This is a genomic window from Lysobacter niastensis, from assembly GCF_031457115.1.
GTDB classification, from domain to species: Bacteria; Pseudomonadota; Gammaproteobacteria; order Xanthomonadales; family Xanthomonadaceae; genus Lysobacter_J; species Lysobacter_J niastensis_A.
The window spans coordinates 484,029-509,871 of sequence record NZ_JAVDVY010000001.1; the positions used below are offsets into that span (position 1 = coordinate 484,029).

Sequence of the window (25,843 nt, forward strand, 5' to 3'; positions counted from 1 at the left end):
CAAACCTAGTATTCATCCTTGGCAAGGAGTTGCTGTACGCCGTGCTCAGACACTGCCTTGCGCAAAGCAAGGTAGATCACGACGAAGTAGGGATCGCATAGAGGCGCCGCTTTCCAACCTTCGCAGAGCGAAGCGTTGTGGCGAAATCAGTGCGAGGCGCGTTGAAGGGGAATACATGAGATCGCGTAAATCCCCATTTGGCCAAGAGGCGTTCACGCATCTTGACGGCCTTCCATACTTGGCTAACCAGCCAGCCATCGAGTTGCTGCATCTGCTCCTTGTCGGACAGCAGCGGATAAAAGCTCATTACGCCCTTGTAGAAAATTCGACCGCTGCTTCCAGCTAAGTAGCGCCGGATGTACTCATCACCCCCGAAGACGCGCACCTGGCCCTGGTCCAGGTGCGCGACCATCTGCGCTTGCTCGCCCGCCTCACCGAACCCGGCCGCGCAGCCGATGCCGACGAGGTGTCGCTATCGCCACGGCCTTGGCCCATTGCTTCGACCGCCTGGCCCGCGAGCTGGATGACGCCGCCAACGCCGCGCATTGGCCACGCTAGGGTCCTTAAGGTTGCCGAACCGTTGAGATGAAGTCGCTGAAGCTCAGAAGCTCGGGACGCACAGCCTTTGGATACCGATCATGTAGCGGCTTCGGCACGACCAGGGTCACACCTGCATCCCGCATCTCCTGGAACTGATTCAGAGAGACACCTTCCTGAAGCGTAATCAGGTGTTTGTTCGGGATGAGATCTGCTTCGTGCAGGACCTGACGCCAGCGATCCTTGCACGTGGTCTTCGCGGCTAGCATCCAAAGGGGCTGTCGTCCGCTTCGGTACGCCTGGACTGAGGGAAACAGGAAGTCAGGCTTCTTGTTTCCTTCCGATATCGCGCCGTGGGAGAAGCCCACGTCCTCCTCCTTGAGGATTCCGCGGACATGAAGCTCAAGGGAGCGCCCTGACCTGCTTTTTCGCCGATTGTTTACAGAATTGCTGTACTCGATGAACTCGTCGACGCTACCAAAGCCCTGTTGAATGCGCGGAAGAACGTGCATGTTCTCGATCGACTTGAACATTGAGAACTCACAGTCACGGCGAGCAATCAGGCGATCGTCTGGAGATCGGTTCAGGTGCAGACGCAACTCGATGCACTTGCCGACCACCTCCTCACCGGAGGGGAACGCTGATAGCCATTGAGGTGGAATGGTATCGATGGTCAGAGAGCATGTTCCGGCCTTCGTTTCTACGATCTTTGTTCTGGCCAGGTTCGATAGCAGAAGGGGAACGCCTGGCTCCACGGGGCCGACGCGTTCGACAAGAAAATCCTCTTCCGGCCCACTGCAGACCCAGACCGATACGTAATCGGAATCCGCGCTGGAGTATTTGCGGAACGCGAAGACACCGACAGATCCGGTCGAGTCAGGGTCGAGGACCGGCGAGGAGCGCCCACCCCAGCGTGTGATCCGGCACTCGTTCTTCGCAGCACGATACCAGGTCACTGACAGCTCCCTGTCTGGCTCTGCGTGGGAGTCGACAGAGCCGCGCAAGGAGGATTTCGGGTTCGGCTCCTGCGACGCCTTCAGTGAAGGAAACAGCAGAAACGCTTGTTCATTCGGAATGTAAGGACCGGCCTGATGCGAGTCGTTGGCCAAGGTGTCGTTCGCTGAAAGCCGCTTGATGTACCAGTGCCAGTCCTCTCCCTCATGCGAATCCAGCCAGTTCTGAAACCGCTCAATCAAGTCCTTTCTCCCCGTATCCGTGTGTCAACGTGCTTCGGATGATTGCAGCCAGTGTGCCAGCGAATCGAAGTAGGCCGCGCGCTCGCGCTCGTGTACTCCGCGCAGTGAGCATTCCCAGACGATACGCGTTCGCCACCCCAGTGCTGCGAGCTGACCCAATGCCCTTTCGTCGCGGCTCTGGTTCGACTCGATCTTGGCCCGCCAGAACTCGCTCCTTGTCTTGGGCAAACGGTAGAGCGGGCAATCGTGACCGTGCCAGAAGCAGCCGTGCACAAAAATAGCGGTTCTGTATCTCGGGAGCACGAGGTCCGGCCGACCTGGCAGTCCCGCGCCACCAAGTCGGTACCTGAACCCTCTTGCGTGCAGCGCCTTCCGGACCAGCAGCTCGATCTTCGTATCCGCACCACGGATCCGCGACATCTGTGCGGATCGCTGCTCGGGGGTGAGGATATCGGCCAACGGTCAGGCCACTTTCTTCGAGCGCTTCCTTGGCGAGGCTTCTTCCCTGGTGATGAAGGGCTTCATCGCGCGGGCGACTTCCGCGATCACTGGTACGACAACCGAGTTCCCGAACTGCTTGTACGCGCGGGTGTCGGACACGGGGATGCGGAACTCGTCATTGAAGCCCATAAGGCGCGCGCATTCGCGCGGCGTCAGGCGGCGCGGGTTCTTCTTCGCGCCTTGTGACACCAGGATTTCCGAGCCGTCCTTGTAGTAGCGCGCGGACAGCGTGCGGGTGGTGTCCTTGCCGGTCACCAGCCCGAAGCCGAAGCCGTTGCCCTTCTCGCGGTGCTTTGCGGCGTAGTTCTGCAGGTACGCCCAGAGATTGTCGGTCAGGGTGTAGTTCGCGGTGACCTTGCCCTTCTTTCCATCCAGGCAGTTCCACTCGGCGGGCTCGGAGCCATCCTCACGGTGCAGGATGCTGGCGAGCTTGGGAGCCTTTGCGAAATCCGGCAGCGCGAGGCCATCCCAGTCAAAGCCCACATCCTCGCGGAAGCCCACGATGATGATGCGCTCGCGATGTTGCGGGACGAAATGCTTGCCGTTGATGACCCTCGAGGTCACCTTGTAGCCGAGCTCGTTTTCCAGCACGTCGATGATGGTGGAGAACGTGCGGCCCTTGTCGTGACTGACCAGGTTCTTCACGTTCTCCAGCAAAAACGCTTTTGGCTGCTTCTCCGAGATGATGCGGGCGACATCGAAGAAGAGCGTGCCCTGCGTCTTGTCGGAAAAGCCGTGCGGCCGGCCCAGTGCGTTCTTCTTCGAAACCCCGGCAATCGAGAACGGCTGGCACGGGAAGCCGGCCAGCAGCACGTCGTGGTCCGGCACGTCTTTCTCGTGCACGGTGGTGATGTCACCCGCGAACACATGGCCGGGGCCGTCGTGGAAGTTGGCTGCGTAGGTCTTGCGCGCGTAACTATCCCATTCACTGGTGAAGACGCACTTGCCGCCCTGCTTCTCGAAGGCGATGCGCATGCCGCCGATTCCGGCAAACAGATCGATAAAGGTGAAGTCGGCCGGAGCGTCGTTCTCCAGCCCTTGGAGGGGCAGGAGGCGCTGGCGGATGGCATCGCTGACGTAGGGCGGGGGGTCGGACTCTCGAACCTGCCAGCGGCGGACGGTTCTTGCATCAACTCCGAGCGCCATCGCGACTTCGCGTGGGCTGTAGCGCTCAAGGACGTAATCGATCAGTGCGTGGGTATCCATCTGGGCTCCGGGCGGCGTGAAGACATCTTGTCCGTTTCTGTCCCGTGGGGGAAGAGGCGTGCACCATGAAATCCCAAACCCCGCTCATGCCGTGAGACGGGCTGTGGATAACGCGCCGCCGTCTGATGAGTGCGGCCTTCCGACACCTTGCGTCGCCTGCCGCGACGCAAGCGGCAAGGCTGCCCGGAGAATCGACATGCGAAAGGAACATCGCCCATCCACCGCCGCGCCCACGGCGGCCCCGCTCAACGGTTACGTGCTCCCCGAAGACGCCCACCTGGCCCTGGTCCAGACCCGCGACCAGCTGCGCCTGCTCGCCCGCCTCACCGAACCCGGCCACGCCGCCGATGACGGAGAGCTCTCCCTGTCGCCTCTGGCGCTGGCCCATTGCTTCGACCGCCTCGCAAGCGAGCTGGACGGCATTGTCGATGCGGCCCAATGGCCGCGCGGCATGGAGTAGGCATCACTCCGATGGCGGCGGCGGGAGCGGCTGGCAGATCGCACAGATGTCCTCGCTCGCCTCCGTCTTCGCGCCGTCAGCCTGTGCCAGTGTCCGCTTGATGTAGCTCTGTCGGCTGCGCGTCAGCGTGTCGCGCGTTGCGCCGTACGCGACGGCGGCGTCGTACAGCGCATCGGCGTTCTCGATAGGGCCGCCGACCAGGTTCAACGTCGCCCAGTCGAGCAGCAGGTTGGCGACGACAGGATCCTTCGGTCGCACGAACTGCGTGCGCTCGTACAGCTGATAAGCCAATGCCTGGTTGAGCTCCCAAAGCTTCACCGGCTTGCCATCATTCCCCGCAGGCGTGGCGGTAGGCAGCGGCGGGACAAGCGTGGGCTCGAACGTCACACCGCCCACCGAGCGACCGTCGAGGTAATCCGGGTTCTTCGCCAGCGCAGCCTTGGCCTGCAGGATGCGGGCGTGCAACCACTCCGAGCCATAGTGCTCGTGCTGGTTGCGCCGCATGCCGATGCGGATCCAGCGCAGCGCCACAGTGTCATGGCCGGCCAGTTCCAATGCGGTGCCCAGGTTCGCCGCCGTTTCGTGGTGTCCCGGGAAGCGTCGCTCGACAAACAGGAAGTGGCGGATCGCCAGGTCGTATTGCCCCTGATAGATCAAAAGCACGCCGAGGTTGGTCAGGTGCTCGAAGTCCGGTCTGGCGCGCGCTTCCTGGATGGTGCGGGTCGCGACCGACGACCAGTAGTTCCGCTGGTTCTGTTGGAACATGGGGTCGGTCATGTCCTTGCCGACGTACCAGCCCGCCTCGAACTTCTGTCCGGTGTGGTCGGTCCCCACCGCGTTGACGCAGGCGTTGGCCGTGGGCATGAACGCAAGCATCGTCGCGAAGGCGAAGGCCTTGATACGCATCAACGTCTCCTTGGGCGCCCGCTCCCCGCGAGCGCTATCCAGTATGCCGTGAGGCGGAGGGTCCAAGCTTCGACCTCCAAAGCTCCACGCTTCGACCTCCAAAGGTTGAAGGTCCGAGCTGGAAAGGTCGAAGCTTCGACCTCCGGAGGTGCAAGTTTCGACCTCAAGCCTCGGCCTTTCGACCCCTGGAGGTCCAGGCTTCGACCTTCCGGGGTTCAAGCTTCGACCTCTGAACTTCCACGCTTCCACGTCGACGCTCGGCAGGTGGGCCCTTTGAGGTCAACGCTTCGACCCCACGAGGTCCAGGCTTCGACCTTTCGGGGTTCAAGCTTCGACCTCAAGAGGTCCGGCCTTCAACCTGCAGGTACAAACGCCGACTTCAACCATCAACACCGAACGAAAGCAAAAAGCCCGCGGCTAGCGGGGGTCTTTGCATGCGACGAGTCAACAGCCGCCCTACAGTGAGGCTTACTAGTACGGCCGTTGTCCAATCGACTTCAGGCGGCCTCCAACGAGGCTGGCTAGGTCCACTAGCCAGCCCGTGGACCACTACTTCTTACGAAGTATGGCAATAACGGACGTCACCAACCCTGCTATGACCAGCAAGATGAGCCAATTCCACAAGCTGATTCCGAACATGCTTCCCCACTCCGGTCATTGGTAATAGCACTGCAGCGTGGTCTTGTTGGGGTCCCAATAACACCTCATTGAATTGGATCCCGTAGGGGTACCCGACAGGATTACGCCATAGTTCGATCCTGCATTCACCCAATGCGCCATCTGACCACCGCTACTGAAATGGTACTCGCCAGCGTAATTCGGACCATTCCCGGTGTTAACCGAAGAATCAGGAATCGGGTTGCCGTTGGCGTCTCTGCTTTCTCCAGGCGCGTATTGCGCTTCGTGTGTTGTTGAAGACGTGACCGTAAAGACCGTTGTTGACCCGTCCCGCCACTTGATTATGATTTTGAACCCAACAGGCAATGACATCGACATGGCGACAGAGTTGAGCGTCATGCCCAACTGTTTGAGCGCAGGGTTATTGCCGAGAGCCATTGCCTCGGCAATGCTCGTCCCCAGCTGACTTCGCATCGTCACGGACTGAACGAAATCGTACGCGGTGGCATTTTGGTAGGCGTTAAACGGGTTGGACCCAAATAACATGTCGTTCGCCGCATCTGGCGAGACGTTCACAACGATAAGGCTCTGTCCAGTCGCCTGGGCTTGTATCTTCGAATCCAGAGTGAAGAGGTATCGCTTGTAGGTTTGCGGATCAACTCCAAACTCGTCCGCAACTTTCCGCCTAATTTCCAGATCCTTCCGCACATTCCAAAGCGTAAGTTGCGCGTTTGGCTCATCGATAACGTAGGTCCACCCCAACGGACCAGCAAGCGCCGTCGCCTGCTCCTGAGCCTGACTACAGTTACTGCAGGTGTAGACAGCATCAGCGCTAGCAGAGCCAGAAAACCCCAAGCTACAAAGCAAAGCGGCAGCGGCGCAAACCGCTCTAGTTCCAAAATCCATTTCACCTACTCCTGTGGTGTAGAACGTCCGAATTGCGCACCATGCGCAAGTCATCACGCTCTCACTCGCTGCCAGCCGTCAACTACCGCAGCGCTTCCGCCAATATGCGCACAATGTGACTTCATCACATTGCAGGGGTCGCGCGAGATCAAAGAGCGGTCAACTAGCAGCTCATGCAGCGGCGCGAGCAGCAAGGCAAAACAAAACCCGGCAGACCAGGCGAAAACCTGGCCGGCCGGGCCGTTGATGTCACATTAGTAAGTGTCGTGTCAGCCGGCGGATGCGGACGGCACGGGCTCGGTGGTGTCGGCGGTACGGCGACCGCGGGCAAAGCGCGTGGACAGCTCGCGTCGCGCGCTCTTCAGGGCTTCACCCTTGCCGGACACGGACAGCAGGCGATAGCCCTCCAGCGAGATCGCCATGATGTCGCTGCCCAGCGCCATCTCGGCGTCGTCGGCCAGTTCCATCAGCTGCCGCAGTTGCTGCAGGCGCGGACGCAGGCCCTGCAGCATCGTCCGGTCCGACAGCGCTTCGGGCAGGCCGAGGTTGGGCGGGACGATTTGCGGATTGTTCATCAGCAGGTCCAGGGTCTGGTCGCAAAACGCGTACGACTTGGGCCCCATCTTCTTCATCTCCACACGGTCCTCGGGCTGCAGCGCGACGAAACCGGCGAACACGCGTCGCAGCGTGGCGATGGCGGCATCGACTTCGGCGAAATCCTCCGCCGACAGGTTCAACGAGATCAGGTTCTGCATAGCGCTATTTCCTTATGTCCATTAGCGAGTCCGGGCGTTGGCCGGACGGTCCGTGCTCCGCCGCGATCCGTGCGGACGGTGTTGCTGCGCTGCCGACGCATCGACGAGGGAGCGCAATCAGTGTTGCAGACAATGCGCACGCGCAGAAGTCGCGATGCAAATGTGATTCGCGATGGCGATAATCCCGATGTTTCGCGAACGGGGTGTTTGAGTGCTTGCTTTGATTCGGGGAAAAGTTAGGAAACGTCTCATTACATGGCTTTCGGCGCGCCACTAACCTGCAAACGAGTATTGAGCTTGCTGGCCGTTGCCGCGGCGCTGGTTCTGGAGATGCGCTGGCAACCTGCACAGGATTGCCACCCGTCATGCAGATAGTCCTGAACCATCCTTCGTCGTCGGTCGGGATGTGGCCGTCGGGCCGGTAGTTAGCAAAAGCCCAGACGAAACGGATGAATTCAACCATGTTGACCCGCAGACCCACGCCGCAATTTGTTTCGCTGTGGTGATCACGTGAAAAAGTCGCGCCTCTGCTGGAGTGCTTTGCCGCTCGCAACAGTGGCAACCATCTATATCGCTTCGGGAGTCAGGGCCGGCTACGTGTTTCTGGCGGGTGCCGTCCTTACTGCTGGAGTCGGCCTGCTTCGGGGAAGGAGCTCCAAGTGAAGCCATGGATGTTGGCCGCCGCGCTATCGCTTGTCCTGCTGGCAGGAGACGTGGCCGCTGCCACAGACGATTCGAAGAAGGGATCTGCCGAGCCAGACACACGCACGCTGGATGCAGTCGTAGTCAATGGCAGTCAGCCAGGTCCCGCTGTCTGGGAATTCAGTCGCGGCCGTAAGACGATCTGGATTCTGGGGACGCTTCAGCCTTTGCCGGAGCACGCTGAGTTCAACACGAGCGAGATCGAGCGGCGCATAGCGAAATCACAGGCGGTGCTCGGGTCTCGGGGCCTGCTCATTGGCGACAACATAAGTATCTTTCGCGGATTGATGCTTTGGCCGTCCATCCGTCGAGTCAAGTTCAACGCAGACGGCAGGGCGCTCAAGGACGTGTTGCCTCCTGCCACCTACGCAAGATGGCTCCAGGCGAAGGCCAGGTACATTGGCGATGATGCCGACATCGAACGGCTGCGGCCCATGTATGCTGCCTATAGCCTTTTTGAGGCTGCGAGAAAGGCGAGAGACCTCAAATACGAAAGTGGCGTCGACTCGTTGGTCAGACGCGCCGCCAAGCAACACGACGTGCCGCTCATTGATCGATCCCTGCGCTTGTCGATCAGCGACCCGAGGAGGGCGGTGAGGGAGTTCGCAGTCCCCCGGGCAGAGGACATTCGCTGCCTTGACCAGACGCTCGATCACCTGGATGGATTTGTTCGGACTGCCCAGGAGGTAGGCGATGCCTGGACGGTGGGCGATCTGGCGCGAATCAAGGCGCTCTCGAACGAAGATGCAGTGGTGGACGGCTGCTGGGCGCAATTGACCAATGAGGCCATAGGTCGGCAGCAAGGGATTCAAGATCTGTATGCACAAGTCGACGAGCGGTGGCTTGATAGCCTTCACCGCGCGCTGCGCGAGCAAGACACCGTGTTCGCCACGCTACCCGTTCGTGACCTGCTCGATTCGAAAGGCTTGGTGGCAGAGCTGAAGCGAGAAGGATTCCAGGTAGTGCCACCGGCATCGCCGGGTGACATTCGAGGGTTTGGCGAGTAGGGGCGGATCCGGCCTCGGGCCATCCTTCCCATTCGCCCTTCGGCTTCAGCGCAGCGCGCCTACGCTCAGGGCGAACGGGGTCGAGTGGCGCGGGACATCGACCACGGGTACTCGATGCTCCGGTTCGAAGGACCGATCAAGCTCCTCATGGCGCAGGCGCACTGGCATACAAGACCGTGCCACCCGGCTGGCCGACCATCGTCGGGGGCATCGCTGATGCGGCGTTTCGACGGAGCCTTTGCATGCCAGCCCGGCCTGGCCCGCCGGCTAAGCGCCGACAGTGTGCGCAGCCAGTACGAGGTCCATAACCAAGGAGGCACAGATGGAGCGTTCGTCATGGTGGCGGGTGGCCGCCTTGTTGCTGATGTGGTCGTCCCAGGCCCTGGCCGGACAGGGGTCCGCAAAAGGGCCAGCTCTGATCGAGGTCGAACGGTTCGCCGAGCTTCCGCAGGGCGTCCGCCATCCGGAAGGGCTCACGGTCGATCCGGACAGCGGCGAGTTCTTCGTGGGCACGTTCGATGCGCGCATGCCGGAGTCCGCGCGCAACAACCAGCTGCTGCGCTACTCCGCGCATGGCAAGGTGATCGCACAGCGCAGTTTCGGCGCGACCCCGCTGACCGGCCTGGCGTTCCGCGATGGACAGGTCTACGTGCTCAACTTCGGTGCATCAAAGTTGCAGCGCATCCCGGCTCGGTTCGACGCGAACACCCCGGTCGAGGACGTGACCACGTTCGCCGCACTTTCACCGGCCGCGCCGACCGAGCGCCGCATCGACAATCCCGACGGTAGCCAGGACCGGATTGCTTACGGTGCGGCGGGCTTGCCCGCCATCAACGGCATGGTGTTCGATCGCGCCGGCAATCTGTACGTGTCCGATTCGTTCCAGGGAGCCATCTACCGGGTCGCCCGGGCCACGCAGTGCACGCCGTGCGAAGTCGAGGTGTTCTCGCGTGATGCCTTGCTGGGCACCACCGGCGCGCTGCCGTTCGGTGCCAACGGCTTGGCGTTCAGTGCGGACGAGCGGGTGCTCTACATCAACAACGCCGGTGATGGGCGCGTGTTACGGATGACGTTGCCGGCAGGGCCGATTACGGTGCTGGCGGAAAGCGTGTACGGCGCCGACGGGCTCCTGTTCCATCGCGGGCTGTTGTGGGTCGCTTCCAATCAGACCGACAGCATCGTTGCGCTGGACGAGAAGGGACGTGTGCGCGCCCGTGCCGGCCAGTTCCAGGGCATCGATGCCGATGGAGCGCCGCGCGGCCTGCTGTTTCCTGCCGCCAGCGCGGTGCAGGGAGACTGGATGCTGGTGATCAACCTCGCACTGCCCATCACGGCAGCCCAAGGCGATGAATGGGAAGAGGACGTCACGCGCTGGACGATTTCGCGCTTCCGCATTCCGGCGTCCATGAAATAGGTCGCAACGAACGGACGTCTACGCGAGCGTTCGCGGAACCGAGGGCTCGAAGACGCACCGGGCGATGCCCGGATACGCCTCTTGCGAGGTGCGTCTTCTTGCCTTGCCCGAGCCGGTGGCTGTTGGAGAGCCTGATCCCTGCCCTCAGGGCATCTTGTCCAGCACCGCACTCATCTCCTCGGCGTTGAACGCGCGCAGCGTGTGCGTGCGGATGTTGCCGGCGGAGCCTACGGCCATGGCGAAGGTGAGGGCGGCCTGCTCGTCTTCGGCCTCGATGATCGTCACCAGGTCGTAGTGCCCCATCGTCCAGTAGATCTGGGACATGTTGGTGCCGAACTTCTTTGCCAGTTCCTTGACGGCGGCGGCGCGTTTGGTGGTGTCCTTGACGTTGCGGATGCCCTGGTCGGTGAACGTGGAGAGGGCGATGTACGTCGGCATGGGGGCGGCTCCGGTTCGAAGGACCGATCGGTTCCTGGCCGGTCAGCGCCGGTCCCTTCGCGCTGATCGTGGTTCGTGCGCAATGACTCAATGGGCGCCCATGCTCCGCCACTGCCGGCTCCCCGTCCGTCCCCCGCGCGGGTAGGTGGGGTGTGAACTCCAAACTCCGTGTCGCGTCCCGTTTCACTCGACCCCGTTCGCCCTGAGCGTAAGCGCGCAGCGCTGAAGTCGAAGGACGAATGGGATGGATGGCCTGAGCCCGCTCGCCTTCGACTCCGCTTCGCTACGCTCAGGACGAACGGGGTTCGCACGAATGCTTCCGCATTCCGAGCCACTACCGCTGGTAGCCCACCGCAAAACCATCCGAAGCCCACCGACACACACGATGGCTCGCACATTCACGCAAGCGAACACGGCGTGAAACCAAGCCCGAGCGCAGCGGGCACCGGGCCGCGGATGGCCGGCTGCCCCGGACACCTTCGTTCGCGTTGATGAGGTGCCGCATGGCCATCGAAATGCCTTCGGTGCGTGTGGAGGGGAATGTGCTCCCATCGATACGCGCTCACGGATCCACCCTGGAGTCCGCGACGTGATGCGGCGCAGTGCCTTTGTGCGCGCCGGTCTGGGCCTGCTCGCGGGCCTGGCGATCTGGAGTGCGAGCACGGGCGCATGGGCCTGCGTCGAACACAAGACGCACGTCCGCGGAAAGGGCACGCAGATCCTGGTGCCGGGCCTGATGGGCGATTCAGAGCGTCTGGCCATCGAGTGCCTGCGCCGGTACGGCTACACACCGAAGCTCGGCGGCCTGATTCCGTCCAGTCGTCCTGAAGGCACGGTGGCGTTGACGGTGCCGGCCGAAGGCGCCGCGCCGATCCCGGAGGGCAAGGGAACCCACGCCCCCGTTGCGGTGACCTATTGGGTGTCGTCTGGCGGGGTGGCGCACAACGGCGCGGCAGCGGCCCAGGCGCCCTCCGATGAAGCGGCGCCTCGACAGGACCAGCCTGCATCAACGCGCACCGTGACGGTGCCGGACCTCAACGGCAGATCACTCAGTTCGGCGAAAAGCCGGCTGAGATGGAACCGTCTGGGCTTTGGCGAGGTCGCGTGGCAGGCGCGCGGTGGCAAGGCGGGGCGCGTGATCGCGCAGGAGCCCGGGGCCGGGACGCGGGTCCCGATCCGCACATCCGTGGATCTGGTGGTGTCGAACGGACAGCAGCCCGAACTCGTTCCCGATGTCGTGGGCCATCAGGAAATGCGGGCCATCGGAGAGCTCGCGTCGGCCAATTTGAACGCAACCCGCCAGGGTCGGATGCACTCGGCCAGGCGTGCGGGCACCGTGCTTCGGACCGATCCGTCCGCGGGATCGGAGGCGCCGTCGGGTGGCGTGGCGTACTGGGTCGCGTCCGGACAGAACGTGGTCCCGGACCTGCGTGGCAGAACGCGCGATGGTGCGGCGCAGGCGCTGCGCGCGTCCGGATTCGCGATGGGCAAAGCGCCGGTTCGATTCGATGACGGCAAGCCGAACCGGGTCGTCGAACAGAAGCCCGCCGCCGGCATGGTCGTCAATGTCGACACGCCGGTGTCGGTGTGGCTCAGCAAGCCGCGGATGGTCCCCAAAGTCGCCGGCATGCTGGAGCGCGATGCGAAAAAGGCACTCGCAGCCGCCGGCCTGAAGGGCGTGAGGGTGGGTGAGGGGCCGGTGTCACCGGAGGGCGGACGTGTGTCCTCCTCGGAACCGCGCGCGGGCACGCGGGTAAGCAAGAACACGACGGTGCGGTATCGCCTCGCACCGCAGGTGGTCGCAGCCGTGAGCACGGATGCAGCGAACGACGGCCAGGACAAGCATGCAAGCCAACCGTCGGGCCAGGACGACGGTGCCCGGAACATGGCGCTTGAGACCGCGCGTTACAGCGAGAGCACCCTGGTCGCCAGCAACGACACTGCACCGATCCGCGACAACTCCACGACGGTGCGCGACGACACGACGCCAACGAGCACCGGCACGACAGTACGGCAGGATGCAGCCAATCTTCCGCAGGACGCCTTCTCGCTCGCGCAACGCACCTGGAAGGTCCTCGCCGGCTCGACCTCGTTGGCGCTCTTTCTCGCGGGTGTCTGGTGGACGCAGCTGCGCACCTGGCCGTGGCGTTGGCCGCCGCCGCGCCCGCGCATGGACGTGCGGATCAAGCCCGCCCGACCACCGTGGCCGATGATGAGCCCGCTGGATCACGACCCCGCACTCGACGTGCGTATCCGATCGACCTTTGCGCAGGGCGAAACAACCTTCGAGCAACCCCTGCCGGTGCTCGGCACGGAGATCCGACATGACTGACGCGAACCCCACGACGCTGCGCGAATTGCTGCCGAAAGAGCTCGATGGCCTGGAGGCGGTCATCGAGGACGGCCTGAGGAAAGAGAGCAACGGCAACCTTTCCACCCTGGCGTGGCGTTTCGTGCGCGCCAGTGCCGCCGCCGAGGTGGACAGGGCGCTCGACGCCGAGGCGTGGCAGGTGCTGGCCCACGCCTGGGCGAAAGCGAACGAGCTGCACACGCATGCCAACAGCCCACCGGGCGAAACGCGCGTCGTTCATCTGGGCAATCACGATTTCAAGACCGCCGTGCACCCCGAGCTGACGGTGGACATCGGAACGCCTCCCTATCCTGCGCCGCTGGTCTTCACGCTGGAAATAGCCACGCACATCGAATCCGCAACGCTGCGCATCAGGCAAGGACGCATCGTCGCGCTGGAGGCCGGTGAGGTGTGGGTATACGCGGAGTTGAAGTACGGCAAGGTGCGACTGCACAAGCAGGAATCCCCCATGCTCAAGCTGCCGGGCGAGTGGTCGTTCGACCCAGGGATACAGATTGAGCCCGACCGCGAGCAGCTCATGGGCAAGCGCGTGGCCTAGGTTCTCCGCTGCGCGGGTGGCATTCACTACGCCGGGTCGCGGCCGCATGGCACCGATGTATTGCGCCTCCCGCCGGAACCGGCGCGCGCCCTGTTTCGAACAGCGCGCGTCACCGGCGCCCCGCCATCCAACTCGGTCCTTGCTGCCGAGGGCACGGCAGTCGTCGTCAGCCATACGTCCACCCCACTCGCCCTTCGACGTCAGCGCTGCGCTGACGCCCAGGGCGAACAGGATCGAGTGACACGCAACGATCGATCGCTAGTACTCCAGCGTCACCGCCATCAGGCGCAGCGAGGCGTTGTAGGAGCCCTGACGGTGGATCTCGAAATACCACCACGGGCCGTCAGGCCCCCAGCCCTGGCCGGTCTCGATCACGGCCGATTGCTGCATCAGGATGGTCGGCGACTCGGGAGAGGTCACGGTGTCGGTGAGGAAGCCGCCGTAGGTTTCGAAGCTGCTGCCGTGGTGGAACGAGATCGCGGTGACGCCGAACGTGATGTCGCCGGATTGGTCGCTTCGCGTTTCGTACACGAGCGTTAACCGCACTTTGTCGCCTTTGAAATCCGCCGGGCGCTGCACGGTGAGGGTCATCTCACCGGTGTTGTCGGCCCAGTCGAGGCCACGCGGGTGCGGCGTGAACGTGCCAAAGCCGTAGGACAGGGCGCCGACAGGCAGGTTGAGCAGGTGTTTGTACGTAGTGCAGTCGCCGGCCGGCGTGCATGTCGGGGCTTTCGCTGCGGGCGTCGCTGCCTGGGCATCGGTGGTCATGACAACGGCGAGCAGCACCGCGGATGCGCCGATCAGTCCGATCTTCATATGCTGTATCTCCATGGGACGCGTCAGCGCCGGGCCGCTTCGCGTTTTCCGTGATGTGCGCTGTGTCGCCCGCCGACCCGGGGCGTGACGCGACGGTGCGGTCCCGGTTGCCAGGACCGCATCTGATGAGCACGCGGAACCGCTGCGAGCAAGGACATGCACAAAAATGAACGACTGCGACGTCCGGGGCAGGAGACAACCGCTGGCAGCATGCACTGGCTGGTGCGCACGGGCATCACTGATCGGTTCGCGATCGGCATGAAACCAGCTTGGCCGCACTCGGGGCGCGCGCGATTGTCAGGAAGGTACTCCGCTGCTTCCCAGGTTCGCGAACCTCAAGTCTGAGCAAAGGCTTCAAGCACCCCGGCGTTCCATCCCGACGAGTGTTTCTGCCTCTGCCAGCACCACGCAATTGCGCCCGGCCGCCTTGCCCCGGTACAGCGCCTTGTCCGCGCGTCGCAACAGCGAGCCTTCGCTCTCGCCAGGTACCAGTTCGGCGGCACCGAAGCTGGCCGTTACGGGCTGCGTCAGCGGAGGAATGATCTGCTGCGCCAATGCCGACCGCATGCGTTCCGCGCACGCCAGCGCCTCGGCCACGCCCACCTCCGGCATCAGGATCACGAACTCCTCTCCTCCAAAGCGCGCCACCAGGTCCGTCTCGCGGCAATGGGCTCGGATGAGGTGGGCAAACTCGTTAAGCAGACTGTCGCCGACCTGGTGCCCATGCTCGTCGTTGACTCGCTTGAAGTGGTCCAGGTCGGTGATGACGGCCGACAGGCGGCCGCCATAGCGCTGCACGCGGTGGATCTCACTGCGTAGCGCTTCGTCGAGCCGGCGTCGGTTGGCCAGGCCGGTGAGCGGGTCGGTCATGGACAATGCGCGAACGGCTGCTTCGCTCTCGCGCAGCGCCTGTTCGGTACGTTTTCGCTCGGTGATGTCCAGCACCACGGCGGTCATCCCGATCACCTCGCCGTTGTCGGACTTGAGCGGCAAGTAGCTGGCCAGCCAGTCGTGGTCGGTTTCCGGGTCCTGATGCGTGCGCCCGTGGACTTCGACATCGAGTACCGGCTCGCCGCGCTCGTAGACCGGCCGGTAGATCTCCCTGAGGTGGTCGGCCAGTTCCGGAACCATGTCCCATATCGTCTTGCCGATGTGCGCTTCGGGCGAGAATCCGTTGATCTGCGCCAGGCGATCGTTGATCCGAACGTAGCGGTATTCGCGATCGAAGTTGCAAAGCCCAACGGGGGCGTATCGATAGATCTGTTCGATTTCCGTCAGCCGCAGCCGCACCAGCTCATTGGTTCGGGCAAGCGCCTGTCTTGCCAGCCTGCGTTCGGTGATGTCGAAGACCGTGTACCGGCTCATGACGAACCGGCCCGCCGCATCGCGCACGGCCGTGGCACTCAACGACACCGGCAGTAGGCTGCCGTCCTTCCGGCGCATCTCGAACTCGACATCCTTGACCTCGCCTTGGAATTTGAACGTCTGGAAACTTTCCTCGAAGAAGTTCGTGTTCCCAGGCGTGAGCAGATCGAGGAACGTCAGCTTGCCGACCACCTCGTCGCGTGCGTATCCAAGCCACGAAAGCTCGGTGTCGTTGATGCGGACGAAAACGCCGTCGGCATCCAGCGAGTGATACCCGCAGGGAGCGTGTTCGTACAGATCCACCATCTCGTCGGCGGCTTCCCGCAAGGCGGCTTTTGCACGCCGGGCCTTCGTGTCGGCAACGTCCAGCAGGAGCGCATTCCACCAGATCACCGAGACGAAGAGCAGGACCATGGCGACCACCATGAGGTCGACGCCTACTCCGGTCTGATAGAGGTCCGCCTGCTCGCCCTGCAATCGTAGCCAGCCGAGGGCCAGCGGTGTAAGAAACGCGAACGGCAGCAGGCGCCGCGACAACTTGCCGCCCGCGCCGGCACTGGCGAGCAGGGTCTTGAATCCCCTTGCGGGCTGGAGGGCGAGGATGCCGAAGGCAAGCAGCAACAGTGCGACGATCGTATGCAGGGCGACACCATGGAATATCGGCCTCGCATACAGCGACTGTCTCCCGTAGAGGAGGCTGAGCAACCCCATCAGCAACAGCACCGAGGTCGTGAGCGCCATCAGTCGAGCGAGCCGATGTGCGGTCCTCGAATCGTGACGGATCAGCAGCAACGCGGTGCCAAGCAACCCGAATCCCAACGCGCCGATGATGGACATTCGTCCGGGGTAGGCGGCCTGCACCTCATGGGCCGGGTCGCGAAACAAAAGCTCATCGATGCCGAGGTTGATGTGCAGCAGGTACTCCGCGAGCGTCATGCCACTGATCGCGAGAACGACCCATGGCAGCACGCGCGCCACCGACCCCAACCGGGTGCCGTCGTAGTCGGGACGCAGCAGCAGGAGCGAGACGCCGGCGAAGACGAACGCGACCGCGCTGGCGGGCGCCATGGCGCCAAGCTCGGAGTGGATGCTCTTGAACAGTTCGATGTCGGCTTGCCAGCCGATCAGCACCAGCGCGCCCACCGTGGCTACTACCAGCGCACACAGCTGGGAGGCATGCAGCAATCGCCTGACTACCCCGTCGTCCACAAACTCGCCGATGGATGCGATTGAGGATGAATGTGGAGCGTGGGGTGCAGCGCTCACGACGGTTGTAGCCGCCTTCCGGGCTGAATGGGTTGTTTTCCTCATTCTAGTAGCGCGCGGTATCCATGGCCGGACCTGCGGCGTGCAGCACCCGCAGGGGTGAAGTTCCGGCCGAGGCCTTGGCTGGCCGCGTGCATCACTTGCGGAGCATTGCATTGGCATAGACACGACCGGCCGCACACGGGGCGCATCGGAGACATGGGGAGACATGGAAAGGCTTGGACGATGGGCACGGCATACTCGCGGCGCTGGAATTGGGCCTGCGCCATATTTCTTCGCCCGCTCTTGCCCTGTTTGCGGCTACCGTTGCGAACGTTCTCCTTGGAGCTGGCGCCATGGCCGCCACCATTCCCGAGCACATGACCGCCATCGCCATCCGCGATGGACACGGTCCCGCTGATGCGCTGCATGCGGTGGAGGTGCCGGTGCCGCAGCCCGGGCCGGGCGAGCTGCTGCTGCGTGTGCACGCCGCCGGCGTGAACCGTCCGGACGTGATGCAGCGCGAAGGCCGCTACCCGCCACCGCCGGGCGCGCCGGAGACGCTCGGGCTGGAAGTCGCGGGCGAGGTGCTGGTCGGTGCGGGGCGATGGCAGCCGGGCGATCGCGTGTGCGCGCTGCTCGGCGGCGGTGGGTATGCGCAGTACGCGGTGGTCGATGCGCGCCATGCGCTCCCGATCCCGGAAGGACTGGATTTCGTGCAGGCCGCGGCGTTGCCGGAAACGGTGTTCACCGTATACGCCAACGTGTTCGAGCATGGCGCGTTGCAGCCGGGCGAGCGAATGCTGGTGCACGGGGCGACTTCCGGCATTGGTGTGGCTGCGATCCAGATGGCGAAGGCGGCGGGCGCCCAGGTGATTGCCACCGCGCGCGGCGCGGACAAGGTGGTTGCGGCGCAAACGCTCGGTGCGGACATCGCGGTCGACACCACGCGCGACGAATTCGGCGCGGTGGCGAAGGCGGCGGGCGGTATAGATGTGGCGCTCGACATGGTCGGTGCGCCTTATTTCGAGCAGACGCTGGAGGCGCTCAATCCCGGTGGCCGCATCGTCTACATCTCCACGCTGGGCGGTGCCGTGCTGCACGTCCCGGTGGCTACGCTGATGCGCAAGCGCGCGGTCATTACCGGCTCGACCCTGCGTCCGCGCAGCGCCGACGAGAAGGCGCGGCTTGCGGCCGCGGTCGAGCGCGTGGTCTGGCCATGGATTGCGGCGGGCCAGGTGCGCGCCGTGGTCGACCGCACCTTTCCGCTGGAACACGCCGCGCAGGCGCACGCACTGCTGGAAAGCGGGCGGCATACGGGCAAGGTGGTGCTGCTGGCATGATCCAACCCGATACATTCAGATACAAAAAAGAACGGGGTTCTTGCGTGCACGGGGCTGGAGTCCGCTGCGTTGGTCCCCATCTGTTAGGGACTGTTCCACTCCCACCAGGAGCTCCCCCATGAGCGACTACCGCAAGACCCCCGATGCCATCGCCAAGCTGACACCCGAGCAGTACAGGGTCACCCAGGAAGGCGCCACCGAACGACCGGGCACGGGCGAGTATCTGGACACCACCGAGCCGGGCATCTACGTGGACATCGTGTCCGGCGAACCGTTGTTCGCCTCGTCGGCGAAGTTCGACTCCGGCTGCGGTTGGCCCAGCTTCACCAAGCCGATCGAGCCGGCCCACGTCAACGAGCTGCGCGATACCTCGCACGGCATGATCCGCACCGAGGTGCGCTCGGCGCATGGCGACAGTCACCTGGGGCATGTGTTCAATGACGGCCCGGCCGATCGCGGCGGGCTGCGCTACTGCATCAATTCGGCTTCGCTGCGCTTCATCCCGCGCGACCAGATGGAAGCAGCCGGCTACGGAGCCTGGATCGACCAGGTGGAGGACGTGCGATGACTACCGAGAAGGCAATCCTGGCAGGCGGCTGCTTCTGGGGCGTGCAGGATCTGTTGCGCCACATGGACGGCGTGATCTCCACGCGCGTGGGCTACAGCGGCGGCGACGTGCCCAACGCGACCTACCGCAACCACGGCACCCATGCCGAGGCGGTCGAAATCGTGTTCGATCCGGCGCGCATCAGCTATCGCGATCTGCTGGAATTCTTCTTCCAGATCCACGACCCGTCCACGCCCAACCGGCAGGGCAACGATGTCGGCACGTCGTACCGCTCGGCGATCTTCTACACCTCGCCGGAGCAGCAGCGCGTCGCACTGGACACCATCGCCGACGTCGATGCCTCCGGCCTGTGGCCCGGCAAGGCGGTCACCGAAGTCACGCCGGCGGGCGACTTCTGGGAAGCCGAACCGGAGCACCAGGATTACCTGCAGAACTATCCCACGGGCTACACCTGCCACTTCGTCCGCCCGGACTGGAAGCTGCCGCGGCGCGCCGCAGCGGGTTGATGGGTAGCGCAGCAACGGCGGCGAGTGCGCTCACCCCGCACGCCGCCCGCGCCGCGCGCCGAAATAGGCCCGCATCGCACTGCGCAGCCGATCGGCGCCGGGGCGGCCCCAGTCGCGTTGCAGTTCGCACGCCAGTGCGAGCACGGTGATCGGCGTTGCGCCGGCCTGGATCATGCGTTGGACCGCGGCCTCGTGGGCGGTCGTGCTGACGCCGCCGATGGCATCGACGACGAAATAGACCTCGTAACCTTCCCTCCGGGCGTCGAGCGTGGGGAAGGCGACGCACACCTCGGTCCACAGGCCCGCGATGATCAGCTTGGGACGTCCCGTCGCGGCGACCGCATCGCGGAACTCGGGGTCTTCCCACGAGTTCATGGTGGTGCGGTCGATCTCCTCCACGCCCGGTAGCGCGGCTCGCAGTTCGGGATTGGTCGCGCCCATGCCGTGGCGCACGTACACCGTGCTCAACACCACCGGCAGCTCGAAGGCGGTGGCCACCTCACCCAGCAGCGTGACGTTGGCGAGCAGTTCGTCATGCGCCATCGACGTGACGCCGGCGTACTGCTCGGGCTGGTAGTCGATCATGGCGAGGACGGCGTTGTGTGGCGTGATCAACGCGTCTTTGCTGGGATCGCGGACGGGCGTGACATCGGACATGGCGGCGCTCCTTCGTGGGAGACCGATTCTAGATCTGCACGTGGCAAGGCGGCGTGTCGCAACCTGGCATATCGGCGCGCCAGTCCACGCCGCCGTGTTGGAAACGCTGGTAACCTGCGCGCCTCTTCTGGTGGTTGAGTTCCCGGAGATCCCGACATGCGCATTGGCTTCCTGCTCGTCCTGCTCTCCGGCATCGGCCTGGCGCAAGCGGCGCCGCCGCAGACGCTGCGCGTCGACATCCAACACGCCGGTGATGCCAAGTCCGAGCGCTACGCACTCGAACGCGTGGTAGTGGAACCGTTGCCATGGCCGGGCAATCCGGCGCGGCCGATCGACACCACCAATCGCGGCGCCCAGAAGTTCGAGGTCGTCGATCCGGACAGCGGCCGGGTGTTGTACTCGCGCGGCTACAGCACGGTGTTCGGCGAGTGGCAGACCACCGATGAAGCCAAGCAGATGCAGCGCAGCTTCCAGGAGTCGATGCGCTTTCCGATGCCGGCCAAACCGGTGCTGGTGAAGGTGTACGGCCGCGACGCCAACAACGGCTTCTCACCGCTGTGGTCCGTGCGTGTCGATCCGCAGGCGCTGGACGTGGAGCGCGTCGCCAGGCCGGCTCCGGCCAGGCCGATCGCGATCCGCCGCAGTGGCGACTCGTCCCACAAGGTCGACCTGCTGCTGCTCGGTGACGGTTACACCGCGGCCGAGATGGACAAGTTCCAGGCGCGGGCACGCGCGCTGGCCGACCGCCTTTTCAACGTGTCGCCGTTCAAGGAACGCGCCGCCGACTTCAACGTATGGGCGCTCGCCGTGCCGGTACCCGAGTCCGGAGTCAGCCGGCCGTCCACCGGCGTGCATCACGTGTCGGCGACCGGTGCGCGCTACGACATCTTCGGAAGCGAGCGTTACGTGCTGACGCTCGACAATCGCGCGTTCCGCGAGGTGGCCCAGTACGCGCCCTACGACGCGGTCGAGATCATGGTCAACGGCGAGACCTACGGCGGCGGTGGCATCTTCGGCCAGTTCAGCACGGTGGCGGCCGACAACGACTGGCGCGACTACGTGTTCGTGCACGAGTTCGGCCATCACTTCGCCGCCCTGGCCGATGAGTACTACACCTCGCCGGTCGCCTACGCCTCGGCCGACACACCGCGCGTGGAACCATGGGAGCCCAACGTCACCGCGCTGCTCGATCCCCGCCACCTGAAGTGGCAGGATCGCGTGGCCGCCGCGACGCCGGTGCCCACGCCCTGGCCGAAAGCGGAGTTCGAAGAGCATGAGCGCCAGATCCAGGCGCGCCGCAAGCAACTGCGCGAGCAGCGCAGGCCGGAAGCGGAGATGAGCGCGTTGTTCCGCGAGGAGCAGGCGTACACCGACAAGCTGTTCGCCGACGCGCCCTACCGCGATGCGGTCGGCGCTTTCCAGGGCGCCAACTATTCGGCCACCGGTTACTACCGCCCACAGCTGCAATGCATGATGTTCACCCGCGCCGACGCTTTCTGTGACCTGTGCGCGCACGCGATCGACCAGATCATCGACCTGTACAGCACTGCGCCATGACCGGCAGGTGGGTGCGCGTCGAACGGCCCAAGCTTCCTCAATCGGCTTCAAACCGATACCGCACCTCCACGGCCGCGAACCCCGCCGAATCGACATCGGCGTCGATGCGCGCACCGGTGTCGTCCTCGAAGTCGTGGTGACGATCGAACTCGCTGCCGAGCTGGGCGGCCAGCCGCCAGCGCTGCGCGAACGTCCATTCGGCCGTGATGCCCGCGCGCCAGGCCTCTACGGTGTAGTCGAATTCGGCGCCGTCGCGTTCGTCGCTGACCACGTGCCATTGCTCGCCGGCCGGCGCGATCTCCATCCGCAGCAGCAGCCGCTCGTGCGCCTGCCAGTCCAGACGTGCTTGCGGCCAGCCGAACTCGACGGCGAAGCGCGGTTGCCGATAGAGCACGGCGAGCACGGGATAGGCCTGCGGATCGCCGAAGCGGTCGTCGTAGCCGGCGCCCGCACGCCAGCCCCAGCCGGAGACGGATGAGCGCTCGGCCGTCGCCGCGCCGTAGAGATGCACGTCGTCGCTGGTGGCGCGCGAGAACAGGTCCTTGAACACGTTGGACGACGTCGCCACCGTCGGCGCCGCGACCAGTTTCCAGGCGAGGGTGTCGCCCATGCTCCAGACAAGTGGTAGCTCCAGCCGATGCAGGTCGCGATTGCGGGTCGGAACGCCGGTGTAGGTGTAATGCGTGTAGACGTAGTCCGCACCGATGGCCAGTCCGCCCGAACCGAGGTCGAACGATGGCGACAGGACGCTCAACCCTTGCTCGCGCCCGGACATTTCCGCAGCGCCGAGGTTGGCGGCCGAGCCGAAATCGGCCTCCTGCAAGTGCAGGTAATGCGCGCGGATGCCGGCTTCCCCGGCATGCAGTGATCCGGTCGGCACGAGGCCGGCAAGGACGACGGGCAGCAAGAGCGAGTAGCGGGTCATGCGGGTCGATGCGCGTTACCGGGGAGCATAACGCCGTGGCGGTGATGGGCGCGGCTCGCTGCCGGCTGTTGAGATGCCTTAATGGCCTTGCTGGCCTTCATCACTCCATCGCGTCGTGGTCGGGTAACCGGCGTCGCCGCCGGTCGCGTAATGGGTGAACCTGACCTGCCTTCACGCCGTTCCGCGTTCGCCAAGTCCATCCACTCACCCTTGTAAGATCGCGGCGACAACCTCGGTTCGAGGCCCTCGACACATGGCCGACGTCTTTGTTTCCTACGCACGCAGCGACAAGCCGCGCGTCGCGCCGTTGGTCGCCGCGATCGAGGCGCGGGGCTGGTCGGTCTGGTGGGATCCGGAGATCGCGACCGGCCAGGACTTCGATCGCCAGATCGCCGCGGAGCTCAAGGTCGCCAAGGCCGTGCTGGTGGTGTGGACCCCGAAGTCGGTGGAATCTCGTTGGGTGCGCGGCGAGGCGCGGGAAGCGGCCGAGCGCGGCATCCTCGTTCCGGTGCGCTTCGAGCAGGCGAGCCTGCCCATCGACGTGCGCACTTTCCATACCACCGACCTCGACGGTTCGGCGCACGACGCGAGCGGTCCCAGGGTCCAGGAAGTGCTGCGCGCGCTCGAGGCCATGATCGCCGGCAGCGCCATTGCGCCGACGCCAATCCACGCAGATTCGACCCCGGCACCGCATGCAGGCGTTCCCGCGCGTGTCTCGATCTGTGTCCTGCCGTTCGTCAACATGAGCGGCGACGCGGAGCAGGAGTATTTCAGCGACGGCATCACCGAGGACATCATCACCGACCTGAGCAAGGTATCGGCGCTGGCGGTGACCTCGCGCAACAGTGCCTTCGTGTTCAAGGGCCAGTCTGTCGACGTCCTGAAAGTCGCGCGCGAACTCCGCGTCAGCCACGTGCTGGAGGGCAGCGTGCGCAAGGCCGGCGGCCGCGTGCGCATCACCGCCCAGCTGGTGGACGGGGCGAGCAACGATCACGTCTGGGCCGAGCGCTACGACCGCGACCTGAGCGACATCTTCGCGCTGCAGGACGAGATCTCCCAGGCCATCGTCAAGGCGCTGAAGCTCAAGCTGCTGCCCGAGGAGAAGAAGGCGATCGAACAGCGTGGTACGGGCAATGCCGAGGCATACAACCTGTACCTGATGGCGCGACAGCTCTACGTCACCGGCCATGAAGGCGATGCCCGGCGGGCCGAGGCGATCATCCGCCTGTGCGTGCGCGCCACCGAGATCGACCCCGGCTATGCGCGCGCGTGGGCGCTCATGGCATTCGGGCAGATGATCCTGCGCTACGTGCTCGGAGGAGAAGGCGACGACGGCCTGGTCGCGGCTGATCGCGCGCTCGCGCTGGACGCCAGCCTGGCGGAGGCCCATGCCGTCAGGGCCAGGGTCCTGGCGGACACCGGTCGTGAGGATGAGGCGTCCGCCGAGATCGACATCGCCTTGGATCTGGACCCGGAGTCCTATGAGGTCAACCGATGGGCCGCGTATCTGAGCTACCGGCAGCAACGGCTCGACGACGCCATACGCTACTTCGAAAAATCGACGACCCTCATGGATTCGGATCTCAATTCCGCCGCCATGCTGGTCAGCTCCTACACCGCCGTCGGCAATACGCAGGGCACTTTGCGCGCGGCGCGAATCACGCTGGCGCGATCCGAGAAAGCACTGGCGCAGGACCCTAACAACGGAACCGTCCTGGGCTACAGCGCCTATGCGCATGCCGCCCTTGGCGAAGCCGAGCGCGCCAAGGAGCGGATGAACCGCGCGCTGCTGATCGATCCGGACAACTGGAACATGCGCTACAACTTTGGCTGCGTGCTCATCATCTACCTGAAAGAGATAGATGCCGCCCTCGATCTGCTCGGTCCCGTTTTCGACAAGGCGACGATTGGCATCGTCAACTATGCCAAGGGCGATCCGGACTTCGCCGTCCTGCGCGACCATCCGCGATTCCAGGCCATGATCGCCGCCGCGGAAGCCCGCCTCGGGGCAGAGCAGGACGCCGCCCCGGCGAGGGAATAGGCCCGGGCCCGTCAGCGCCGAACTACGAAGGTTCGCTGGTCGCAGCGAACCATGCACTCACCGCATCACTTCTCGGCCTATCTTCGCGACGAATTCATCCAGGTCGACGGCATCGGTGTTGGCCAGGATGATCACCGTCGTGTCGCTGTGGAGGAATCGATAGAGCTGCGCCTGCGCTCCCATGATCCGCCCCGGCCGCTTGGCGACGCGATAGCCCCGGTTGTTGGCCTTTGTCTCGTACACCCACAAGCCCAGGCCGTAGTCGTCCAGTCCTGGCTCCAGCATCAGCGCTTGCGACTGTGCGCTGAGCAGCTTTCCACCGAAGAGGGCATTGGCGAACACCAGCAGGTTTCCCGGCGTGGAGTACATCGCGCCGGCGGCGTACCAGTTCTCCGGGTAGGCCGGCAGGTCCGGCGTCAACTTTCCGCTATCGTCGCGGTGGAAGTACGTATCGGCCAGGCGCGCCACGATGACGTCCTGCCTCAGCAGCCCGCTGTCGTGCATCTGCAGTGGGTCCAGGATCCGTTGGCGCAGGGCCTGTTCGAGGCTGAGGCCGGAAACGTGTTCGGCGATCTTGCCAAGGACGACGTAATCCGCGTTGTTGTACTCGAACGTCGAACCGGGCTTGGTCACCAGCGGGCCGCTGGCATAGCGGGACAGCAACTCGTCGCTGCTGTGTGGAAGCTGGTACACCGGAATCCCTTCGCGGATGGCGGATTGGGCATCCTTGACCTGGTCGTAGCCCGGCAAGCCCGACGTATGGTGGAGCAACTGGCGCACGGTGACCTTGTCCGCTGCCTCGCCGGTGTAGTCGGGCAGGTACCGGGCAATGGTCTGATCAAGGTCGATCTTTCCCTCGTCGCGCAGCTGCAGGATCAACGTGCTGGTGAACAGTTTGGTGATCGAGGCGATCTTGTAGCGCGTCCGGCTGCTGTTGGGCTGGTCAAATGGAATGTTCGCCAGGCCGAAGCTGCGCGTGTAGATCGCCTTGCCGTCCTGCTGGACCAGGATGGAGCCGCTGAAGTCGTGCTCGCGGGCATAGGACGCGATGAACTCGTCCGGCGGCGCGGCCACGGCCTGGGTGGTCGTGGATGCAAGCCAGAGTGCAGCAGCCCAAAGGAATCGGCTCATGGTGTCCTCGCTGTGGGGGCCGGGATGGCAGCGGCCATTCGCCTTTGGATACGGCTCGGGCGATCGCGGTTGCGCTGAGCCGGCAACAGCGGCCTTCACTGAGGCCTAATCGGCGACGAGTAGTGTGGAACCGT

General features: G+C 64.3%; 24 protein-coding genes. 11 read left to right on the forward strand and 13 right to left on the reverse strand.

Features of this window, described 5'->3' with window-relative positions; genetic code table 11:
* Positions 1 to 76: 76 nt before the first annotated feature.
* Positions 77 to 412 (reverse strand): hypothetical protein, encoded by a 336-nt coding sequence (locus tag J2X06_RS02260; RefSeq protein ID WP_310057703.1) that lies wholly within the window; start codon positions 410 to 412, stop codon positions 77 to 79.
* Between J2X06_RS02260 and J2X06_RS17995 the strand changes: the two genes are divergently transcribed.
* Positions 401 to 589, forward strand: a complete 189-nt coding sequence (locus J2X06_RS17995) for a hypothetical protein (protein ID WP_430539476.1) — start codon at positions 401 to 403, stop codon at positions 587 to 589. The genes J2X06_RS02260 and J2X06_RS17995 overlap by 12 nt on opposite strands.
* On the opposite strand, the gene J2X06_RS02265 is transcribed toward J2X06_RS17995, so the two are convergent.
* The 3 genes from J2X06_RS02265 to dcm are packed head-to-tail and all read right to left on the reverse strand — an operon-like array spanning position 564 to position 3,440.
* Positions 564 to 1,733, reverse strand: a complete 1,170-nt coding sequence (locus tag J2X06_RS02265) for a type II restriction endonuclease (protein WP_310057705.1) — start codon at positions 1,731 to 1,733, stop codon at positions 564 to 566. The two genes, J2X06_RS17995 and J2X06_RS02265, sit on opposite strands and share 26 nt — an antisense overlap.
* A 24-nt stretch (positions 1,734 to 1,757) precedes the next feature.
* Positions 1,758 to 2,192 carry a very short patch repair endonuclease gene (locus tag J2X06_RS02270; protein WP_310057707.1) on the reverse strand — a complete coding sequence of 145 codons (435 nt, stop codon included), beginning with the start codon at positions 2,190 to 2,192 and terminating at the stop codon, positions 1,758 to 1,760.
* Between the two features lie 3 nt (positions 2,193 to 2,195).
* Positions 2,196 to 3,440: a DNA (cytosine-5-)-methyltransferase gene (gene dcm / locus J2X06_RS02275; RefSeq protein ID WP_310057709.1), complete on the reverse strand. Its 1,245-nt coding sequence runs from the start codon at positions 3,438 to 3,440 to the stop codon at positions 2,196 to 2,198.
* Between the two features lie 196 nt (positions 3,441 to 3,636).
* On the opposite strand from dcm, the gene J2X06_RS02280 reads away from it, so the two are divergent.
* A complete protein-coding gene (locus J2X06_RS02280; protein WP_310057714.1) occupies positions 3,637 to 3,900 on the forward strand; it encodes an XAC0095 family protein in 264 nt (87 codons plus the stop codon).
* A gap of 3 nt (positions 3,901 to 3,903) precedes the next feature.
* Here the strand turns inward: J2X06_RS02280 and J2X06_RS02285 are convergent, their stop codons facing one another.
* The 3 genes from J2X06_RS02285 to J2X06_RS02295 all read right to left on the reverse strand — a co-directional run bounded on the left by J2X06_RS02285 (position 3,904) and on the right by J2X06_RS02295 (position 7,085).
* The gene (locus J2X06_RS02285) at positions 3,904 to 4,806 is read right to left on the reverse strand and encodes a tetratricopeptide repeat protein (protein ID WP_310057717.1); all 903 of its coding nucleotides are present in this window, start codon (positions 4,804 to 4,806) and stop codon (positions 3,904 to 3,906) included.
* Positions 4,807 to 5,460: 654 nt separating this feature from the next.
* On the reverse strand, positions 5,461 to 6,330 hold the full coding sequence (locus J2X06_RS02290) for a hypothetical protein (protein WP_310057719.1): 870 nt from the start codon (positions 6,328 to 6,330) through the stop codon (positions 5,461 to 5,463).
* A 269-nt stretch (positions 6,331 to 6,599) separates the two neighbouring features.
* Positions 6,600 to 7,085, reverse strand: coding sequence for a hypothetical protein (locus J2X06_RS02295; RefSeq protein WP_310057724.1), 486 nt, complete (start codon positions 7,083 to 7,085; stop codon positions 6,600 to 6,602).
* 659 nt (positions 7,086 to 7,744) lie between these two features.
* Between J2X06_RS02295 and J2X06_RS02300 the strand changes: the two genes are divergently transcribed.
* Together J2X06_RS02300 and J2X06_RS02305 are read left to right on the forward strand one after the other, a co-directional pair.
* Positions 7,745 to 8,794 (forward strand): TraB/GumN family protein, encoded by a 1,050-nt coding sequence (locus J2X06_RS02300; RefSeq protein ID WP_310057727.1) that lies wholly within the window; start codon positions 7,745 to 7,747, stop codon positions 8,792 to 8,794.
* Between the two features lie 322 nt (positions 8,795 to 9,116).
* Complete coding sequence (locus J2X06_RS02305; protein WP_310057730.1) at positions 9,117 to 10,208, forward strand: SMP-30/gluconolactonase/LRE family protein; 1,092 nt, start codon at positions 9,117 to 9,119, stop codon at positions 10,206 to 10,208.
* A gap of 144 nt (positions 10,209 to 10,352) precedes the next feature.
* Here J2X06_RS02305 and J2X06_RS02310 read toward each other — a convergent pair whose 3' ends face one another.
* Positions 10,353 to 10,646 (reverse strand): GYD domain-containing protein, encoded by a 294-nt coding sequence (locus tag J2X06_RS02310; RefSeq protein ID WP_310057732.1) that lies wholly within the window; start codon positions 10,644 to 10,646, stop codon positions 10,353 to 10,355.
* A gap of 592 nt (positions 10,647 to 11,238) precedes the next feature.
* Here J2X06_RS02310 and J2X06_RS02315 point away from each other — a divergent pair.
* The gene (locus tag J2X06_RS02315; RefSeq protein ID WP_310061162.1) at positions 11,239 to 12,978 is read left to right on the forward strand and encodes a PASTA domain-containing protein; all 1,740 of its coding nucleotides are present in this window, start codon (positions 11,239 to 11,241) and stop codon (positions 12,976 to 12,978) included.
* Entirely contained in the window at positions 12,971 to 13,555 is a 585-nt protein-coding gene (locus J2X06_RS02320) for a hypothetical protein (RefSeq protein ID WP_310057734.1), read from the forward strand. The genes J2X06_RS02315 and J2X06_RS02320 overlap by 8 nt, the downstream gene beginning before the upstream one ends.
* A 258-nt stretch (positions 13,556 to 13,813) precedes the next feature.
* Here the strand turns inward: J2X06_RS02320 and J2X06_RS02325 are convergent, their stop codons facing one another.
* Positions 13,814 to 14,371: a hypothetical protein gene (locus tag J2X06_RS02325; RefSeq protein WP_310057737.1), complete on the reverse strand. Its 558-nt coding sequence runs from the start codon at positions 14,369 to 14,371 to the stop codon at positions 13,814 to 13,816.
* A gap of 354 nt (positions 14,372 to 14,725) precedes the next feature.
* Positions 14,726 to 16,879 carry a sensor domain-containing diguanylate cyclase gene (locus tag J2X06_RS02330; RefSeq protein ID WP_310057740.1) on the reverse strand — a complete coding sequence of 718 codons (2,154 nt, stop codon included), beginning with the start codon at positions 16,877 to 16,879 and terminating at the stop codon, positions 14,726 to 14,728.
* A gap of 458 nt (positions 16,880 to 17,337) precedes the next feature.
* Here J2X06_RS02330 and J2X06_RS02335 point away from each other — a divergent pair, with 458 nt between their 5' ends.
* The 3 genes from J2X06_RS02335 (at position 17,338) to msrA (ending at position 19,398) form a co-directional block, all read left to right on the forward strand.
* Positions 17,338 to 18,324 carry an NAD(P)H-quinone oxidoreductase gene (locus J2X06_RS02335; RefSeq protein WP_310057744.1) on the forward strand — a complete coding sequence of 329 codons (987 nt, stop codon included), beginning with the start codon at positions 17,338 to 17,340 and terminating at the stop codon, positions 18,322 to 18,324.
* Between the two features lie 118 nt (positions 18,325 to 18,442).
* Positions 18,443 to 18,892 carry a peptide-methionine (R)-S-oxide reductase MsrB gene (msrB, locus tag J2X06_RS02340; protein WP_310057747.1) on the forward strand — a complete coding sequence of 150 codons (450 nt, stop codon included), beginning with the start codon at positions 18,443 to 18,445 and terminating at the stop codon, positions 18,890 to 18,892.
* Positions 18,889 to 19,398 (forward strand): peptide-methionine (S)-S-oxide reductase MsrA, encoded by a 510-nt coding sequence (gene msrA / locus J2X06_RS02345; RefSeq protein WP_310057750.1) that lies wholly within the window; start codon positions 18,889 to 18,891, stop codon positions 19,396 to 19,398. Before msrB ends, msrA begins: the two co-directional genes overlap by 4 nt.
* A gap of 30 nt (positions 19,399 to 19,428) precedes the next feature.
* Here the strand turns inward: msrA and J2X06_RS02350 are convergent, their stop codons facing one another.
* Positions 19,429 to 20,055, reverse strand: a complete 627-nt coding sequence (locus J2X06_RS02350) for a hydrolase (RefSeq protein ID WP_310057753.1) — start codon at positions 20,053 to 20,055, stop codon at positions 19,429 to 19,431.
* Between the two features lie 156 nt (positions 20,056 to 20,211).
* On the opposite strand from J2X06_RS02350, the gene J2X06_RS02355 reads away from it, so the two are divergent.
* Positions 20,212 to 21,612: an IgA Peptidase M64 gene (locus tag J2X06_RS02355; RefSeq protein ID WP_310057756.1), complete on the forward strand. Its 1,401-nt coding sequence runs from the start codon at positions 20,212 to 20,214 to the stop codon at positions 21,610 to 21,612.
* 37 nt (positions 21,613 to 21,649) lie between these two features.
* Here J2X06_RS02355 and J2X06_RS02360 read toward each other — a convergent pair whose 3' ends face one another.
* Positions 21,650 to 22,537 (reverse strand): hypothetical protein, encoded by an 888-nt coding sequence (locus J2X06_RS02360; RefSeq protein ID WP_310057759.1) that lies wholly within the window; start codon positions 22,535 to 22,537, stop codon positions 21,650 to 21,652.
* 253 nt (positions 22,538 to 22,790) lie between these two features.
* Between J2X06_RS02360 and J2X06_RS02365 the strand changes: the two genes are divergently transcribed.
* Positions 22,791 to 24,578, forward strand: coding sequence for a TIR domain-containing protein (locus J2X06_RS02365; RefSeq protein WP_310057762.1), 1,788 nt, complete (start codon positions 22,791 to 22,793; stop codon positions 24,576 to 24,578).
* A gap of 57 nt (positions 24,579 to 24,635) precedes the next feature.
* Here J2X06_RS02365 and J2X06_RS02370 read toward each other — a convergent pair whose 3' ends face one another.
* Entirely contained in the window at positions 24,636 to 25,709 is a 1,074-nt protein-coding gene (locus J2X06_RS02370; protein WP_310057765.1) for a serine hydrolase domain-containing protein, read from the reverse strand.
* Positions 25,710 to 25,843: the final 134 nt, after the last annotated feature.

Excerpts from the sequence above, each read along its gene's own strand:
- J2X06_RS02260 (WP_310057703.1), bottom strand. The coding sequence starts at position 412 with ATGGTCGCGCACCTGGACCAGGGCCAGGTGCGCGTCTTCGGGGGTGAT.
- dcm (WP_310057709.1), bottom strand. The coding sequence starts at position 3,440 with ATGGATACCCACGCACTGATCGATTACGTCCTTGAGCGCTACAGCCCA.
- J2X06_RS02280 (WP_310057714.1), top strand. The coding sequence starts at position 3,637 with ATGCGAAAGGAACATCGCCCATCCACCGCCGCGCCCACGGCGGCCCCG.
- J2X06_RS02285 (WP_310057717.1), bottom strand. The coding sequence starts at position 4,806 with ATGCGTATCAAGGCCTTCGCCTTCGCGACGATGCTTGCGTTCATGCCC.
- J2X06_RS02290 (WP_310057719.1), bottom strand. The coding sequence starts at position 6,330 with ATGGATTTTGGAACTAGAGCGGTTTGCGCCGCTGCCGCTTTGCTTTGT.
- J2X06_RS02295 (WP_310057724.1), bottom strand. The coding sequence starts at position 7,085 with ATGCAGAACCTGATCTCGTTGAACCTGTCGGCGGAGGATTTCGCCGAA.
- J2X06_RS02305 (WP_310057730.1), top strand. The coding sequence starts at position 9,117 with ATGGAGCGTTCGTCATGGTGGCGGGTGGCCGCCTTGTTGCTGATGTGG.
- J2X06_RS02310 (WP_310057732.1), bottom strand. The coding sequence starts at position 10,646 with ATGCCGACGTACATCGCCCTCTCCACGTTCACCGACCAGGGCATCCGC.
- J2X06_RS02315 (WP_310061162.1), top strand. The coding sequence starts at position 11,239 with ATGCGGCGCAGTGCCTTTGTGCGCGCCGGTCTGGGCCTGCTCGCGGGC.
- J2X06_RS02320 (WP_310057734.1), top strand. The coding sequence starts at position 12,971 with ATGACTGACGCGAACCCCACGACGCTGCGCGAATTGCTGCCGAAAGAG.
- J2X06_RS02325 (WP_310057737.1), bottom strand. The coding sequence starts at position 14,371 with ATGAAGATCGGACTGATCGGCGCATCCGCGGTGCTGCTCGCCGTTGTC.
- J2X06_RS02335 (WP_310057744.1), top strand. The coding sequence starts at position 17,338 with ATGGCCGCCACCATTCCCGAGCACATGACCGCCATCGCCATCCGCGAT.
- msrB (WP_310057747.1), top strand. The coding sequence starts at position 18,443 with ATGAGCGACTACCGCAAGACCCCCGATGCCATCGCCAAGCTGACACCC.
- msrA (WP_310057750.1), top strand. The coding sequence starts at position 18,889 with ATGACTACCGAGAAGGCAATCCTGGCAGGCGGCTGCTTCTGGGGCGTG.
- J2X06_RS02350 (WP_310057753.1), bottom strand. The coding sequence starts at position 20,055 with ATGTCCGATGTCACGCCCGTCCGCGATCCCAGCAAAGACGCGTTGATC.
- J2X06_RS02355 (WP_310057756.1), top strand. The coding sequence starts at position 20,212 with ATGCGCATTGGCTTCCTGCTCGTCCTGCTCTCCGGCATCGGCCTGGCG.
- J2X06_RS02360 (WP_310057759.1), bottom strand. The coding sequence starts at position 22,537 with ATGACCCGCTACTCGCTCTTGCTGCCCGTCGTCCTTGCCGGCCTCGTG.
- J2X06_RS02365 (WP_310057762.1), top strand. The coding sequence starts at position 22,791 with ATGGCCGACGTCTTTGTTTCCTACGCACGCAGCGACAAGCCGCGCGTC.
- J2X06_RS02370 (WP_310057765.1), bottom strand. The coding sequence starts at position 25,709 with ATGAGCCGATTCCTTTGGGCTGCTGCACTCTGGCTTGCATCCACGACC.